Source organism: Pseudomonas sp. P1_A1 (assembly GCF_056406935.1).
On sequence record NZ_JBFTZE010000003.1, the window covers coordinates 144,149 to 159,357 of the forward strand.

Here is a 15,209-nt window from a genome sequence, read left to right on the forward strand (position 1 = left end):
TATTTGGAAGCTCCGCACACATGGCCTCACCAGGTTTTTAGCCCCGACAGCGCACGACGCTGTGCATCCAGTCCATTTGCCAAGGCCCTGGACCGCCATTCAGGCTCTTTGGGATTGAGACGGTCCATCATCATCCGGCGCATATCTTCTCGCGGTGTCGACGAGTGCCCACTCCCGAATCTCAGCCAACGGTCCATTCTGACGGCGTCGCCAACGGTAATGTTGTCGTAAGTGCCAACCTCAATCAGCAACCCAGTCCACTCTGCATGCGGCGCTGTAACGGGAAGCCATGCAGAAAAAAGCCCCTCGTAAGAAGGTGCCTCGCCCGCCGTCAATTCGAAGGTCGCCGCGAAAGAGATGCGGGCTTCTTCTCCCATCCAGCCGAACACTCGCTCATAAGCCGGCGAACCTGGCTGGAAGCTGCAAAGATGACTGAGCTCGGCGAATTTTCCGAGGCCAGTGTGCCACTCGATAAAAGCGATCTTCTTAGCCTTTGCAAATATCTGCGGCAGCAGTTCACTCACTACGGTGCGCGACCAGGACGCTCCGTGCCCAACAAAGTTGAGGCCGGTCGGCTCGATAATCTGTCCTCCTGCTAAAACAGTGACCATCCGCTTGAAGCCATGTTCTCGAACGACCTCATCACGAATCGTACTCCAGTCGATCGTTTCCTCGGTCCAGTCGTCGGGGCACAGGGCACGGAAAAGCGAGGGATAGAGTTCGTCATCAATGAGGTTCGAGGCGCCCTCATTGAAATTTCGATTGAGATCAATGTTTGCTTCGTCGGTTCGCGATAGATGCGAGAACCCCCAAGGGTTAAGCGCGTGCAGGGCTACGATGTTTACACCGTCCGGAATCTCCAGGTCGCGCAGGAAGGCGATCTGCAGCGCCGAGCCGAGGAAACCTTCCTGACCGTGCGTTCCTGAGACTAGGAATAACGTCTTTTCAGCGTTGGGATTGCCGAACGTCGCGACGTCTATAGCAAGGTCCTCGCCCTCGGCCCCGCGCTCGGTTGGGTGAACTACAGACACGAGCTGCGCATCACGATCAGCCACTAACGCCAGAAATTTCTCGCGCGCCTGCAAATAAGTGGCGCTGAACGCGGATTCCGCCATCGGGTCTGCGTAACTTGTTCTCACCATTTCTGCAGACCTTCTAAAAAAGCCTGCTGCGCGCCGATTCCGTTGCTCAGGGCAGCCGCACGCCAATCGGGCGCGACGGGATAAAGCTTATCCATCATCGTGACGCGCATTTCATCGCGCGATTGATAAGAGCGTCCCTTTCCGAACTTCAGCCAACGGTCAATTCGTATTCCGTCCATGACCTCGACGACGCCATAGGTGCCGGCCTCGATCACCATGCCAGTCCATTCAGCCTGCGGTGCAGTACTCGGAAGCCAAGCGGAAAACCAGCCCCGATAATCTGGAGTCGCCCCATCAAAATCGCCCATGCCTCTGGCCCAAGTCAAGCGCGCGTCATCACCGAGCCATTCGAACATCCGCTCATATCCGTCCGAACCGGGTTCCATCATCGGGATATGGCTGAGCTCACCATAATCACCGAGGCCTGTGTGCCATTCGATGAAAGCGATTTTCTTCGACCTAGCGAATATCTTAGGAAGTAGGTTCTCGACCACCGAGCGCGACCATGAGGGGCCGGCGCCAATGTAATTCATACCCGTCGGCTCAATGATCTGCCCTCCGCCGGCAGCCGAAACCAAACGTTTCGCGCCATACTCCCTCGTTAACTCGTCGCGAATATTGCTCCAGTCAATCGTTTCCTCGGTCCAATCATCCGGGCACAGGGCTCGGAAAAGTCGAGGATAGAGCTCATCCCGCTCGGACGGAACGCCATAGTTGGTAAAGTTGCGATTGACATCGATATTCTGGTGATCAGTTCGCGAAAGATGCGAGAAGCCCCAAGGATTGAGGCCATGGAGCGCTACAATATTCACTTCCTCGGGGATCTTGAGGTCGCGCAGAAATTCAATCTGCAGAGCCGAACCGTAGTAGCCCTCCTGTCCATGTGTCCCGGATACCAGGAACAGAGTCTTCTCGGCATTGGGGTCGCCAAAAATTGCGATGTCGATCGCCAGCTCTTCGCCTTCCACACCGCGCTCGCTAGGGTGAGACGTCGAAATAACTTTCGCATTGCGACGGGACGCCAGCGACAGGAATTTCTGACGGGCCTCCGCGTATGTACTGCTGTAACTATCAGACATTTCTTTCTCCCTACACGTCTCAGATTCGTTCGATAATGACGGCTGGCGCCATGCCACCGCCGGTGCACAGGGTCACTAACCCTGTCGAAAGATCACGTCGTTCAAGCTCGTCAAGTAACGTTCCCACCAGAATCGCACCGGTAGCGCCAATTGGATGTCCCAGTGCGATCGAGCCGCCAGTTACGTTCACTTTCGCGTGGTCGACACCGAGCGCACGCATAAAGATGATGGGGACGACTGCAAACGCTTCATTGACTTCGAAGAGATCAATGTCGTCGATCGTCATGCCGGCGGATTTCAACGCCTTGCGCGCTGCTGCCACCGGTGCATCGAGCATCAGCTCGGGCGATCCGCCCGCGGTCGCGATTGCCCGGATGCGTGCGCGCGGCTTCAGACCATGCGCGCGGGCATAGTCGGGCGACGCAAGGACGACCGCTCCCGCGCCGTCGACGATTCCCGAAGAATTACCGCCATGATGGACGTGATGAACTTCAACGCCCTTATAGTCGCGCTCCAGCAATTGCCGATAGGTCAAGCCGTTGGCGTCGAGTTCAATATCAAGCAGCCCCTCGAAAGCGGGCTTTAGGCCGGCAAGCCGCTCGATCGTTGTGTCAGGCCGGTTGTATTCCTCCCTGTCGAGCGCCAGAGATCCATCGTTGTGATAGACAGGCACCGTACTGCGCGCGAAGGCGCCCGCCCCAATCGCCGCAGCCGCGCGCTGCTGACTGTGATAGGCAAAAGTGTCGAGTTCCTGACGACTAATGCCCTCCATTGAGGCGATGAGATCAGCGCAGATGCCCTGGTGAGTCTGTGCGTGAAGCGCTCGCAGGTGAGAGTTCCCGCAATCAAAGAGAGTGGGCTGCGAAACCGCAGGAGTGCTCGACATCTGTTCAATGCCACCGCCAATGACCAGATCTTGCGCACCGGACCAAATCCCCATAGCAGCTTGGTTCACTGCGGTGAGGCCGGAACCGCAATAGCGGTTGACCGTAAAGCCGGGGGGCTGACTACCCCACCCTGCATCGAGCACAGCCTGGCGTGCGATGCATCCACCCTGCTCCCCGACCTGCGCGAAACAGCCGATGATGACATCGTCGATATCATCAGTATTCAGTCCATTCCGATCACCAAGCGCTTTAAGCACCGTCGACAATATGCGCTGCGGATGCACCGATGACAGCGCGCCCTTGTCAGCGCGCCCGATGCCCCGCGGCGTCCGCGCCACATCGATAATCCAAGCTTCTCGCATTCGGAACTCCTATTTTTTGTTATATCGTTGTCGCCGATAAAAATGCTAATAAGTTGTAGTCATCGCGCGCCAATTACATACTCAGCCACCATAAGGAGGAGCATGAAGAAAATGAGCTGTGTATATCTTGTAAAAAACGACGTGAGTTTTTGATAAGTTTTTTTTACAATGTGGAAGCACGTTTCTTTGAGCGCATGAGCGTCGCAACTATAGCAACCAACCCAAAAGCGGCCGCCACATAAAATGCGTCGATAAAACCCTGCGGAGAGGTTATACCGGTAACGGCATCTGTTTGGGCGGCCAAAAAGGTAAACCCTAACTGGACGCCTAAGGTTCCGCCAATATTCCTAACCACCATAACTACACCACAGACACTCGCAGCCCTATCAACTGGAACAGACTTTACAACAGCATTCATAGCGATCGGCAACCCCAATCCGATACTAATACCTATTAATGACATAGCAATAATTACTGAGAGCGGGTGTGCAAACACTGTTGCCATCATAATAGCCCCGATCATCAACGTGCACCCACTAAGTGCCATTGTGTATCGATCACCGATCCAATGCTCTAACTTAGAAACGGCAAGCGCGGCTACAGTCCCCATAATTCCAAGCGGTAAAATATAGAACCCAGTAGATGTAGCAGAAGCGTCAAATCCAATACCACTTGAAGAGGGTGAGGCCACCATCGCGGGAACAAGCACATAGCTCATCACGGATGCGAAACCAAGCCCAAAGGCAAAAACCCCGGTAAGTGCTACGTCTTTCTTTGCAAGCAAGCTCACTTCGACCAGAGGGGATATAACTCGCCGCTCAATGTAAACCCAAATCGAAAATAGCACTACCGAAGCAAAAAGATAATTCATTACATTGCTCGAGGTCCAGCCATATCGAGGGCCAGTGCTTATAGCTAGAAGCAGAGCAATTAGAGCACACGATAGAAAGACAGCACCCCACCAATCGATAGGCTGTCGATTAGACTCCTTATAAGAGTCGACTCCCTGAACCAGATCTAGGAAAACAAGAACTGCACATACGACAAGAACTGAGAGCGGCAGCCAGTATACCCAACGAAATCCAAATGCTGCTTCTATCGGCCCGCCTAGCACCAAACCAAGCGCCATGCTGGCAGTAGATGCCCCAATCACCAGCCCAGTGCATCGGCTTGCCTTTTCGACCGGAAGCGCCTCATTCAAAAGGCCTATAGAAAGTGGAATAAGCCCCATGCCCGCACCTTGCAACACTTGCCCCAACGCCATCCACTCGAAGGACGGAGCCAGTGCCGCAACTACGACACCTACGCCCAAAACCAAAATAGTGAAAAGTAGAACTAATCGCTTCTCAAATATATCAGCCATTCGCCCGACAAGAGGAGTGCAAACCGCGCCAGACAACAGCAACCCCGTAAAAACCATACCGAGTTGAGCAGGTGTTGCATTCAACTCGCGCTGAATGAACGGAAGTACAGGAACCAGCATTGTCTCGAGCAACGTAAAAGCAAACACAGCTGCGATTACAATTCCTGGATAAAACCAACTTGCTCGCAAGCCAACGGTAGAAGTAGTCATACGCACCCCATCTTGTTTTTAAAATTTTCTGAAGTTCAAAACTATCTTTACAACCACCACACCCAATTGCCCACCAGAGAAACCAATACTGTTGGACCCAAGACATTAGGCTGCAAAAAGCCGGCTATTAAAAATAGCTCGCTATCTCATCCATGACTCCGATACTGATCGGATCACCACTAACTGCTGAAAGATGCTCATAAAGCCCACCAATCAAATTAGTAAGCAAAATAATCGCAAGGCCGTCTTGATAAACTGTGATTTGTGATTTGCAACCACCACTAGGCACTGAAACATAACCACTCGCACCCGGAGTACTTAGCCAGCCTATCCCCATTATTCCAACACCGCCATCTGTCAATGCTATAGGCTCGCGCAATACCGAGTAACTAGACGACTTGAGCAAGCTACTATTTTGGAGTGCGATTACCCAATGCGCAAGATCAATAGCGGTACTGTGGAGACCAGCAGCAGGCTTGAGCATATCCGGCCAATTCAAGCAGCTACGCGATAGGCCAGTACCCTCGCCTGTTGCCGGATACAATGAATTATAAGTAGTCGCCCGGCCGTCAATTATGTCACGATCATTTGCATATTTGGTATTACTCATGYCCACAGGAATAAGTTGTCGCTCAATAATAAAATCAGTGAAACTCAGCCCACTTATTTTTTCAATCACTCGACCCAATAGCGCATAATCTGTTTGAGAGTAATTAAATTTTGTGCCTGGTTTAAAAATCGTGGGCATTTCATAAGCCATAAGCCAAGCAGAGCTGTCAGTTCCGTCACCAATTAAACCTACACTGCCATCCATGCCTACAGTCATTACATCTGGCAGACCTGACGTGAGCGCTGCAAGCTGACGAATACTAATACCCCTCCACGCCTCAGGAAGATCATCCAAGTAGTTTGAGACCTCACTTGAGAGATCAAGCAAACCCTCTTCTACCAACTGCATCACCGCCACACCGGTAAAGGCTTTAGCAATAGAATTTATAGAAAAAACCGAATCCTGAGAAACTAGTATTTTATTTTCCAGATCAGCATAACCTAGAGAATCTGAATAAACTATCTCACGATTTTTTATTACAACAATCTGCGCCCCAGGAATTTTCCTGTCACGCATTAGTCCCTGCAAATAGATTTGCAGTTCAGAATCGTCGTTTACCACCAATCGCTCAACGCTCATCTAAAGTCTCTTATAATCAAATTAAATTTCATCCACGAAGCGAAAAACCTATGCACCCTCCAAATTACAAAACCTCACATGAATTCCTGAGCCGGACATGCTTTTCATCCTGAAAACAACTCAACTGCAGCATATGCAGAGCTATTTACGCCTGACGTTAGCTCGTTTGCCGTGCGTTTATTTTTATATCCAAATCACCCAAGGATCTTGTAAAAAAATGCACATCGACGGCCATTTTATCGAAACGTTTTTTTTACAACCAATATGGTAAAGCCCTAATAATATGTATCATGAAGGCCCGTAGAAACGCGCCTTATTAGTTGAGTTCACCATTACTCGTACAGTAGCCAATCAATAGATGGTATTGCGAATCAATCTCTCGCGAATGAACACCATCCGAAAGCAATGTTTTCAAACCCGAATGCTTACTAACATGACTATAACCACGGAGGCGCAAATCAAAAGCTGTAGGATAATAAATAACTTACCGCGAGTCTTGACAAAACCCTAAAAATGGCATATAGATAGCGAACAAAAAGCACTACTGCAATGTGTACTCTATAGAGTATATAAACATGAAAATAATAAGACATTATCTGCCCAGACGAATTTTCGATCAGGGGTGCCCTCGATGAACAACAAACTGATTCTTGAAGCCTACAAAAAATCTTGTGGGTTACAGCCTCAATGCATCAACAATTACTATCCTGGGAAATTTTTCAGCTCGACCTGGAAAGAAAGCGCCAAGTTTCGAATGGCGGAATATCCAGTTTTTTCAAACGTTCATACACTCGCGGTATCCGACATTGGTGCCCGTGGTCGGTTTTGGGCTAATTCTGAACAACCACGTGAAAGCACTATATCAGCTGGTTCAGCATGGTTTCGTCCCGCTAACGAAGGCGGCGGCTGGGAATCAAACTCTGCGATCTCAACCTTTCATCTCTACCTCAGTGATGATTATTTAAAGTCGCTAGTTGCCGAAACTCGTCCGATTGGTAAAGGAGCCCTTGAGTTTAGAAGTAAAGGTATAATATCCGACCCGCTAATCTCTCAATTACTGATAGCGTTATCTACATGCAAACACGACAAAAATGCAACCGAGCCACGCTGCTATGAGCTGAGCTTAATACGCGCTCTCTGCTTGCATTTATTGACCTTTAACCTAGCAGAATTAGAGTCTCACACATCCTCCCCAGCCCTTACATTCGAGGAGTTGTTAAGAAAAATCAATAATCGTCCTTCTGACGATTATAAACTCGAACAAATGGCAATTGACGTTTCTTGTAGCGTTCAAAAGCTGCGGGCTCTGTTTTTGAATACTACCGGAATGCCCCCCCATCGCTATATCATTGAAAAGCGCTTAGAATTGGCAATGTCAGAACTGATGCTCGACTCTAAGTCAATTGCTCAAATCGCAACTAGCGCAGGTTTTTTTGATCAAGCACATTTCACGCATGCCTTTCGAAAAAAACACGGCCTTACTCCCAGAGAAGCAAGAGAAAATCGGAGCCATTATTGATGGCGCGGTGCACAACAAGAATGAATAGCGGGCTGATACCGAGAAAATTAAGCTCCAGTCGACCAAAGGCGGTCGACTGGATCTATTTTAAAACATCACTCGCTTATTCTTTACTGATAAATGAAAGTCATCCCTAGCCCTACCGATGTTTGATTATTCCCTAATGAAGGGCTATCAAGTCCATTGATAGCGAAAGCGGACTTGTCGCTATTTACTAAATATCCAGCAGTTGTCCAAAGTGTTACATATTTATTTAGTCCATATTCTACGATCCCACCCAGCATCGTTGCTCGACCGGAATCTCGAATTTTCGTATCATAAACCGATAGCGACGTCGACCACTTAGGTGTAAATTGGTATTTCCCGCCAAACCAGAGATGATCAGCTTTCCTAGCGGCCCTAGCTGCATCAGGCGCACTCAGTTGTGAATACCCGCCCATCAATGTCACTTTACCTAAGTTAACTAGGCCAGCAGCGTAAGCAAATTTTGAATATGAGAAAAGATTGTTCAGCTCGCCATCTGGAGACTGCTGCTCATCGAATCCAATTCGACCTGAGAAAGGTCCATTGGCATATTTTAAAGATGCACCATATGTCTTTTTAGTCCCATAAACAAACCCTCTCGATTCTTGCTCACCACTGTGCTGCAGCGAAAAACTGAAATTACTTAATGTAGGGCTGTCGTAAGAGAATGCATTAGACACAAATCCATCATCACGAAAATATAACTGCGAACTGCTACTTACAAGTCGCCCGATCAGCGGATCATAATCTAATGACAGAGAACTGATGCTTAAATCTTGCCCGTATCGGATTGTTCCCAAACCAGACTTATAGCCAACGTGACCAAGTCGCAGATAGCGCTCATCAAGGCCAGTTTTAACCTCCCCGTCTACCTTTACAATGCCTTGTTCATATCTGGCGAACAACTCCTGCCCTTCACCAAATGTGACTCCCGTCCGAACACCCCATCGACTTCCATATCCTCCGTTCAGTCTCGCTTCAGTGCGCGCGTGCGAATCGCCATCTTTCTTCACTACATTAGAGACTCTGCTCGCCGAAATATCTATAATCGTGTAAGGAAGCACACTTACTTCAGCATGAGCACTTGTCGCCGCACAAATACCTAATATTGCAATAGTTTTGTTTTTCATAACAACCCACTTCTTTATAATTATAGGGTGGCAGTGTTTAATTACAAAATTTTTATTATTTAACAATTGCAGTATATCAGCCCATCTTAAAACAAGCTTTTCCAGCTGATTTATTTACAATTTAACATCAAAAAAACTTATATCATAAAAGCACTCCCACTTGCCTCACGTGAAATTTTCGAGTTCTTCTTGCAAATCAAACGTACTATTAGCGCAATTTTTGATATTGGAAAAAAAGACGGCAAACACCTGGATTTTTTACAGCATTTTTTTTTACAAACCGCACCTTCTCACTTAAAAGCAAAAAATTATATTTAATAACATTTACCTATAACGCACTTGGCATATTTGCACTTTACGATAGTTGACAAAGGCCTCATTCGACTGATCCACTAGAAAGCGCCTTAATGAATGCGCCAACCGAGGAGACTAGATCAATTCGAACATTACAGCTGAGTATTCTGGGACGAGGCGCTAGAAGGGAATTGTCTAACCCGATTTTAATTCGGCATTGACTCTTCCTCATGAGAACATTAAAGACTTCGTAAATCGATTGCCGCGCTGGGATCGCTTTCGAGTAGTCCAAGAAATGGAATAACCTCACCGAGTTGGTCAACCGGGAAATAGCTAGCGTGGATAGCTAGTTTTGATTTGTAGATAATCGGTGAGCAACCTACCTGTAAGGAACGGAGGCCTGCCGTAGATGAGCGTTTATATTTTCAATCCGCATAGCAAGAGCTTCTATCGCCCTATAGACGCAGCTTTACGCTGGTGCAATCTCACTCACTGCGAAGCCCAAATAGTACAGGCGGACTGGTCTCGTCCCGAGAACCTTGCAGTCCTATTCCCCCAATGGCCCAATCTTCACATCGCTGTCGAAAGAATTTTAGACGCCATACGCAATGGTGAGCTGCCGTATGGCTGCCTCGGCATTTCTGTTCCTTTGGGAAGCTATGTAGAGCCCTATCAGCTGACCATCCGCCATTCGGACTTACGCCGCTGGATGGAGATTCATTACCCCGACCACAAGCCCAGTTTCTTATTCGAGTCTGGTGAAGATGCGCCTGCAAAGGTCAGTCTAGGAACTTTTCTCTCCTTGAAAGCAGATCGAGATGAGTTATCGAGAGCGTTCAAAGCGCAACAGCAGTGCATTCAAGAAATCTTGGGAGAGCTCCAGTCGATTGGACTTGAAAGAGATGATCTCAAAGCCTTGGCCAAAACGAATGGTCAACTCAGCGAGCGCAGCGAACTGACCTATCACAACATCATTGGAGCATTGGTCAGCCTTCTCTTGGACCATTCGCCCGCCGGAAAACCTCTTTCGGTATTCACGAATCAAGCAGCCATCGTTGACGCCATTGTCGCCCGTCACAAAGATGTGCCCGGCCTTAGCAAGCGCACGCTGGATGAAAAGTTTGCCGTGGCCAATCGTAGCCTCAAAAAAAATACCTGATCGAGCCAATTGCGTTGCAATAGGGTTGATTGCAATGCAATGACTCATCCGCCGTGGTGCGATTCAATCCATGTCACTTCCCACCACGCGCCAACTGGCGCCAGGAGTGACTAGCATGTCCAACCCATCGGTACCCGCAGTCGAAGCACCTCAACCCCAACGCCACATCATGCGACGTGATGAGGTGGAGCAAAAAACCGGCTTCAAACGTGCGCACATTTACAACCTGATGAAGGAAGGCAAGTTTCCGCGGGCGAAGCGTATCGGACTGCGCGCAGTTGGCTGGGACTCACTGGAAATTGAGCACTGGATTGCAGAACGCCTTTCGCGACAGGAGTGAGGTGATGCACGTGGTCTCGGTGGTTTCCACCAAGGGTGGCGTAGGCAAAACTACAGTAGCGGCGAACCTCGGTGGCCTGTTGGCCGATGCTGGTCTGCGTGTTCTGCTCTTGGATCTGGATAGCCAACCCACCCTCTCCAGTTATTATTCATTGAGCCAGAAAGCACAGGCAGGTGCGTACGAGCTCATTGCGCTCAATCTAACAATACCTGAACGAATAATTTCTAGGACTGCAGTCGTCGGTCTCGACCTGATTTTCTCTAATGACGATCAAGGTCGACTGAGCACCTTGTTGCTGCATGCCCCTGACGGGCGCCTACGCCTGCACAATTTGCTCAACGAGTTGTGTCTCAATTATGACCTGCTTTTGATCGATACTCAGGGAGCACGCAGTGTAATGCTGGAAATGGCCATCCTGGCCTCAGATCTCGCCCTCTCTCCCATCACGCCAGAAATGCTCGCTGCCCGCGAAATGCGCCGTGGCACCTTGAAGTTACTGAGTGAGCTCGAACCGTTTCGCCACCTAGGCATCGACCCGCCGCCCTTACGGCTCTTACTGAACCAGGTGAACGTCAATCGAGTGGACACCCGGATGATCATCCGAAGCCTGCGCGAGACTTTCGCAGAGGCTACCAATATCTCGGTGCTAGACACCGTAATCCCCGACCGCGTGGCATATCTCAATGCCGCCTCCCTCGGTTTACCGGTCCACCGAATAGATAAGTGCCTATCGAGTAAACGCCGACGTTCGCCGTGTGCGTTAGAAATCATGCAAGCGCTGGCTATCGAATTATTTCCTGAATGGCGCGAAGCGATCTCATCGGGAATGAGGTGTGCGGAGCCTCGATAAAACAAATCGCCCAATCAGCATTTCACCAATTTATTTTTGTTTGATCAGCCTTGAGCCCAGCAGGGCTTGGTAAGGAGTTTTCTAATGTTGGATCAGTTTCCTATCGTCGTTCAGCCTTCCATTCGACCACGCGACGCGGCTTGCGAGGAGTACTGCACCGTGGTTTTTCGTCTGCAAGGGGGGCGCTCGGCGATGGTGTGGTTCCTCGCAGAACTCTCCCAACATTTCGAAGGTTCAGGGACTGCCGAAATCGTGAAATTCGAGGTCGGTGACCATTTACGTAGCCGACGTTAACCGAGGCGGTTGCGATGAAGAAGCTCAGTCAGGAGGAAATCACCGACAAGCTGCACCAGGACCACTTCACTCAAGGTCCTGGACTGGAGCGACTGTCCGATCCAGTCATCGACACTCCCATGCTAGTCACTCTGGAACAGTTACGCCCCTACGAGCACAACCCACGCTTCATCCGTAATCCGCTTTATGACGATATCAAGGCATCGATCCGTGAACGCGGGCTGGATCAACCGCCACCGATTACCCGCCGTCCGGGTGAACCCTCTTTCATCATCCGCAACGGCGGTAATACGCGCTTAGCAATTCTCGGCGAGCTGTGGCAGGAAACTCGCGACGAGCGTTTCTTTCGGATTCACTGCCTGTTCCGACCTTGGAGCAATGAAACCAACGCCCTACTCGGCCATCTAGCGGAAAGCGACCTGCACGGCCAACTCACGTTCATCGAAAGAGCCCTGGCAGTAGCCAAACTCAAAACCATGCTTGAGTCGGATGGCCCAGAGCTCTCACAACGGGAGCTGGCTCGACGTCTTGCCGCTGGAGGCTATCCGGTTTCGCAGTCGCATATCAGCCGGATGCTGGACACCCTCGAACACTTATTACCCGCCATTCCACAAACTCTGTATGCCGGCTTGGGTAAGCCTCAGATAGAACGTCTGATCGGTCTACGTAGTCAGGCTGAGCGAACCTGGAACCGCTATCCAACCGCCACAGTCGCGTTTGCAGAGTTCTGGCTGGAGACCATGGGCTACTTCGATAGCGATCCTGAATCCTTTGATCTTGAGCAGATCCAGGACGAATTGCTCGAACGCATGAGCCACTTGCTCGGACAGTCCTACCGTATGCTGGCCTTGGAGCTGAGCGATACCCAACGGGTCGTCTCCACGCCCGGTGCTGTCACCACCACGCCCTCCAAGAGCATCTATCCGCAAAGCGTACATGAAGCCACGGCAGCCCGCCCCTCCTCCGACACCAACCCCGAATCAACTGATGCCAAGAGCAAGGTAGAGCCAAATCCAGAAGAACTGCTCAGAGCCCCCGAAACAAATGCTTCACCTGCGGTCAGCCCTCTACCACGCGTTCAACAGATTCGTGAGCAAATCAATCGCGAGATATCCAGCGAGGCGACGTCTCCAGTCGAAACCTGCCCAATCGACGACCTCTGGATCATCACACCACCGCTGGATACCCCAGAACAACTGCGTTTAGCCATTGCTGGGCTGGCTCGGGAAATGGCGGCCTATGCCGGAGATGCCGAGAGCATCATTGATCAAAAGCTTGGCTTGGGCTTCACCCTAGACATTGAGCGACTTGATCTTTCAGCGCCTCGCTCGACCGGCATTCACCTAATGCTCCTGGCCCTGTTAAGGGCTCAAGACGAGGTAAACTGGGAGGACCGCAAGCAAATACCTTCCGCACTGTTCGGGCAACTGTTGTTAGGGGTCTATCAACTCTATCTGCCAGATCGACCAGTCACGGACGTGGGTCTGGAGCGACTGCCTGACAGTTTGTTAATCAAACTGTTTCGCCTGATCCGCCTGGCCCGGCGTCTAATCGACTTAACACTCATCTCTGAAGACAAAAACTCACCGGAGGAGCTGAGATGAACTTGTCCTTCAATATGCTCAATCAAGCCATGCTAACCCAGGTACTGCACGAACTGCGCCTGGGCAACCTGCAACGCTGCAAGGCACTTGGACTGAGTGAGGATGACATCTTCGTGCTGCAATCCTTACCACCGACCACGTTATCGCGTCTGGCCCATGCCACAGTCCCTTGGCTTGAGGTCAAGATTGACTCGCCAGTGCTGCATCGTTTGATTGAACAAGCTGAACGCGACGAACAGAACGAACGGTTGATCAACCGAGCGCTCAAACTCGGCGCAAGCAGCACCATTATGTACCAGTGTTTTGGCTTGGCGCATTCGGAAACAGCCATGCGTCGGCGTCTACTCAAGATAGAAACTCGTAAAGGCCGCCCCCAACATTTAAGCGAAGCGCAGGAGCATGCGTTGTGGCAACGTTGGTGCCAAATACGAACAGAGGACGGCACCGAGGATAAACTCGACGCCATGATGATGCTTGCCGAAGAACAGCAGATCAGCTTGACCATCGTTTGGCAGCAAATCGACCAGTACAGCAAAAAAACATGAATGCTGTTCCCGCCAGTCGCTGGCAACGTGTCCTGCAGCAATGCACACAGCAGCTGCATGAGCGCTGGCCAGCACGCCCTACCACTGAACAGCCCTCCAACCAGGCTCTACAGGCTGGTTTTCTGTTTAGTGGCCAATCACACGAAGTCGTGCCACGTCGGCTGCTGTTGGATAATCGGCTGAYGCCATTGGAGCGAAATGCTTGGCAGGTATTTCGGCTCATGCTGCAAGGCCAGGGCGTGGTCACGCCGCGCTATGAGGATTTGCAGCCTTACCTCTCGAGCGTGCCCTACGGTGCGTCAGCCTCACGTGAAACCATTGCACGCGTGTTGACGATGCTCAGGCTCACTCGTTGGCTCAGTTTGGTTAGCCGCGGTCGCGATCAAATCAGCGGGCAGCTACAAGGTTCTTTGTACGTTCTGCACGATGAGCCGTTAACTCCCGCCGAAGCCATGGAGCTCGATCAGGACTACCTAGAACTGGTCGGACATGCCCTCGGTCATGCGACAAAGGCCGTGCGTATTGTCGCTCAGCACATTGTGGAGGAGGTCCGACAGGACACGAATATCGATCAGGGTCGGTTACCGACGCGGCTGGACAGTTGGGGCGAACAGTGGGCGCAGCAAGGCTTGGATCAGCCACCCGGTGATGCACTCCACGATTCCGAACGTGGGGAAGATCAACACGTTCGGAATCGTGCAGGCCCTCGTTCGGATTCCGAATCAGGCTCGAACCCTAACGTTTCCAGCACCGTTCGGAATCCGAACGCTGCCTGTACTGTATTAAAAGAAAGTAAATGTACAGTACCGCGCGCGACCTCTACTGTGGATAACCTGCACTGGCCCACTTCGCTGCGCCTGAACCCAAGCGAACGTCAGGCCATCGCCGTGGCGCTGAACAAGCTCAACCCAGCGGATCAGCAGGCGGTGCTTAACGAAGCGGGGGCACGCTGTGCGACCGGTGGTATACGCAAGCCAGTTGCCTATCTGATGGGCTTGGCCCAACGTGCGCTGAAGGGCGACTTTCGTCCTTGGGCAAGTCAGGCCGAACCATCACCCATCACAGAACCGCCCCCAACCGCCCCCTCGCGGCCATCTCGAAAAAAGGGCGAACCTGCATCAGCCCTTGCCCAAGCGTGCCTAAATGAGCTGCGCCAACTGCGTGGAGGCAGTGGACGTCAGTAGATTTGATGCCAGTGGCATCAAATCCATAGAGTTC

General features: G+C 50.9%; 14 protein-coding genes. 8 read left to right on the forward strand and 6 right to left on the reverse strand.

What is annotated here, in order from left to right; all coding sequences use genetic code 11:
* Positions 1-26: 26 nt before the first annotated feature.
* The 5 genes from AC1D2Q_RS05810 to AC1D2Q_RS05830 form a co-directional block, all read right to left on the reverse strand.
* Positions 27-1,115, reverse strand: a complete 1,089-nt coding sequence (locus tag AC1D2Q_RS05810; RefSeq protein WP_185753845.1) for a DUF2817 domain-containing protein — start codon at positions 1,113-1,115, stop codon at positions 27-29.
* A 20-nt stretch (positions 1,116-1,135) separates the two neighbouring features.
* A complete protein-coding gene (locus AC1D2Q_RS05815; protein ID WP_046035415.1) occupies positions 1,136-2,221 on the reverse strand; it encodes a DUF2817 domain-containing protein in 1,086 nt (361 codons plus the stop codon).
* 19 nt (positions 2,222-2,240) lie between these two features.
* Positions 2,241-3,470, reverse strand: a complete 1,230-nt coding sequence (locus AC1D2Q_RS05820; RefSeq protein WP_046035416.1) for an acetyl-CoA C-acetyltransferase — start codon at positions 3,468-3,470, stop codon at positions 2,241-2,243.
* A 163-nt stretch (positions 3,471-3,633) separates the two neighbouring features.
* Complete coding sequence (locus tag AC1D2Q_RS05825) at positions 3,634-5,043, reverse strand: MFS transporter (RefSeq protein WP_046035417.1); 1,410 nt, start codon at positions 5,041-5,043, stop codon at positions 3,634-3,636.
* Between the two features lie 127 nt (positions 5,044-5,170).
* Positions 5,171-6,232, reverse strand: coding sequence for a serine hydrolase domain-containing protein (locus AC1D2Q_RS05830; RefSeq protein WP_477812554.1), 1,062 nt, complete (start codon positions 6,230-6,232; stop codon positions 5,171-5,173).
* 631 nt (positions 6,233-6,863) lie between these two features.
* Here AC1D2Q_RS05830 and AC1D2Q_RS05835 point away from each other — a divergent pair.
* Positions 6,864-7,751, forward strand: a complete 888-nt coding sequence (locus tag AC1D2Q_RS05835) for a helix-turn-helix domain-containing protein (RefSeq protein ID WP_080943274.1) — start codon at positions 6,864-6,866, stop codon at positions 7,749-7,751.
* Between the two features lie 110 nt (positions 7,752-7,861).
* Here AC1D2Q_RS05835 and AC1D2Q_RS05840 read toward each other — a convergent pair whose 3' ends face one another.
* A complete protein-coding gene (locus tag AC1D2Q_RS05840) occupies positions 7,862-8,905 on the reverse strand; it encodes a porin (RefSeq protein WP_134743122.1) in 1,044 nt (347 codons plus the stop codon).
* Between the two features lie 703 nt (positions 8,906-9,608).
* Between AC1D2Q_RS05840 and AC1D2Q_RS05845 the strand changes: the two genes are divergently transcribed.
* The 7 genes from AC1D2Q_RS05845 to AC1D2Q_RS05875 all read left to right on the forward strand — a co-directional run bounded on the left by AC1D2Q_RS05845 (position 9,609) and on the right by AC1D2Q_RS05875 (position 15,175).
* Positions 9,609-10,358 carry a hypothetical protein gene (locus AC1D2Q_RS05845; RefSeq protein ID WP_122554986.1) on the forward strand — a complete coding sequence of 250 codons (750 nt, stop codon included), beginning with the start codon at positions 9,609-9,611 and terminating at the stop codon, positions 10,356-10,358.
* Positions 10,359-10,473: 115 nt separating this feature from the next.
* Entirely contained in the window at positions 10,474-10,698 is a 225-nt protein-coding gene (locus tag AC1D2Q_RS05850; protein ID WP_078823985.1) for an AlpA family transcriptional regulator, read from the forward strand.
* A gap of 4 nt (positions 10,699-10,702) precedes the next feature.
* On the forward strand, positions 10,703-11,548 hold the full coding sequence (locus tag AC1D2Q_RS05855) for a ParA family protein (RefSeq protein ID WP_477812555.1): 846 nt from the start codon (positions 10,703-10,705) through the stop codon (positions 11,546-11,548).
* Positions 11,549-11,632: 84 nt separating this feature from the next.
* A complete protein-coding gene (locus AC1D2Q_RS05860; protein WP_065942216.1) occupies positions 11,633-11,842 on the forward strand; it encodes a hypothetical protein in 210 nt (69 codons plus the stop codon).
* A gap of 14 nt (positions 11,843-11,856) precedes the next feature.
* Positions 11,857-13,446, forward strand: coding sequence for a ParB family protein (locus AC1D2Q_RS05865; protein ID WP_477812556.1), 1,590 nt, complete (start codon positions 11,857-11,859; stop codon positions 13,444-13,446).
* On the forward strand, positions 13,443-13,991 hold the full coding sequence (locus AC1D2Q_RS05870) for a DUF2857 domain-containing protein (RefSeq protein ID WP_477812557.1): 549 nt from the start codon (positions 13,443-13,445) through the stop codon (positions 13,989-13,991). Before AC1D2Q_RS05865 ends, AC1D2Q_RS05870 begins: the two co-directional genes overlap by 4 nt.
* Positions 13,988-15,175 (forward strand): STY4528 family pathogenicity island replication protein, encoded by a 1,188-nt coding sequence (locus AC1D2Q_RS05875; protein ID WP_477812558.1) that lies wholly within the window; start codon positions 13,988-13,990, stop codon positions 15,173-15,175. The genes AC1D2Q_RS05870 and AC1D2Q_RS05875 overlap by 4 nt, the downstream gene beginning before the upstream one ends.
* Positions 15,176-15,209: the final 34 nt, after the last annotated feature.

Excerpts from the sequence above, each read along its gene's own strand:
- AC1D2Q_RS05810 (WP_185753845.1), bottom strand. The coding sequence starts at position 1,115 with ATGGCGGAATCCGCGTTCAGCGCCACTTATTTGCAGGCGCGCGAGAAA.
- AC1D2Q_RS05815 (WP_046035415.1), bottom strand. The coding sequence starts at position 2,221 with ATGTCTGATAGTTACAGCAGTACATACGCGGAGGCCCGTCAGAAATTC.
- AC1D2Q_RS05820 (WP_046035416.1), bottom strand. The coding sequence starts at position 3,470 with ATGCGAGAAGCTTGGATTATCGATGTGGCGCGGACGCCGCGGGGCATC.
- AC1D2Q_RS05825 (WP_046035417.1), bottom strand. The coding sequence starts at position 5,043 with ATGACTACTTCTACCGTTGGCTTGCGAGCAAGTTGGTTTTATCCAGGA.
- AC1D2Q_RS05835 (WP_080943274.1), top strand. The coding sequence starts at position 6,864 with ATGAACAACAAACTGATTCTTGAAGCCTACAAAAAATCTTGTGGGTTA.
- AC1D2Q_RS05840 (WP_134743122.1), bottom strand. The coding sequence starts at position 8,905 with ATGAAAAACAAAACTATTGCAATATTAGGTATTTGTGCGGCGACAAGT.
- AC1D2Q_RS05845 (WP_122554986.1), top strand. The coding sequence starts at position 9,609 with ATGAGCGTTTATATTTTCAATCCGCATAGCAAGAGCTTCTATCGCCCT.
- AC1D2Q_RS05850 (WP_078823985.1), top strand. The coding sequence starts at position 10,474 with ATGTCCAACCCATCGGTACCCGCAGTCGAAGCACCTCAACCCCAACGC.
- AC1D2Q_RS05855 (WP_477812555.1), top strand. The coding sequence starts at position 10,703 with ATGCACGTGGTCTCGGTGGTTTCCACCAAGGGTGGCGTAGGCAAAACT.
- AC1D2Q_RS05860 (WP_065942216.1), top strand. The coding sequence starts at position 11,633 with ATGTTGGATCAGTTTCCTATCGTCGTTCAGCCTTCCATTCGACCACGC.
- AC1D2Q_RS05865 (WP_477812556.1), top strand. The coding sequence starts at position 11,857 with ATGAAGAAGCTCAGTCAGGAGGAAATCACCGACAAGCTGCACCAGGAC.
- AC1D2Q_RS05870 (WP_477812557.1), top strand. The coding sequence starts at position 13,443 with ATGAACTTGTCCTTCAATATGCTCAATCAAGCCATGCTAACCCAGGTA.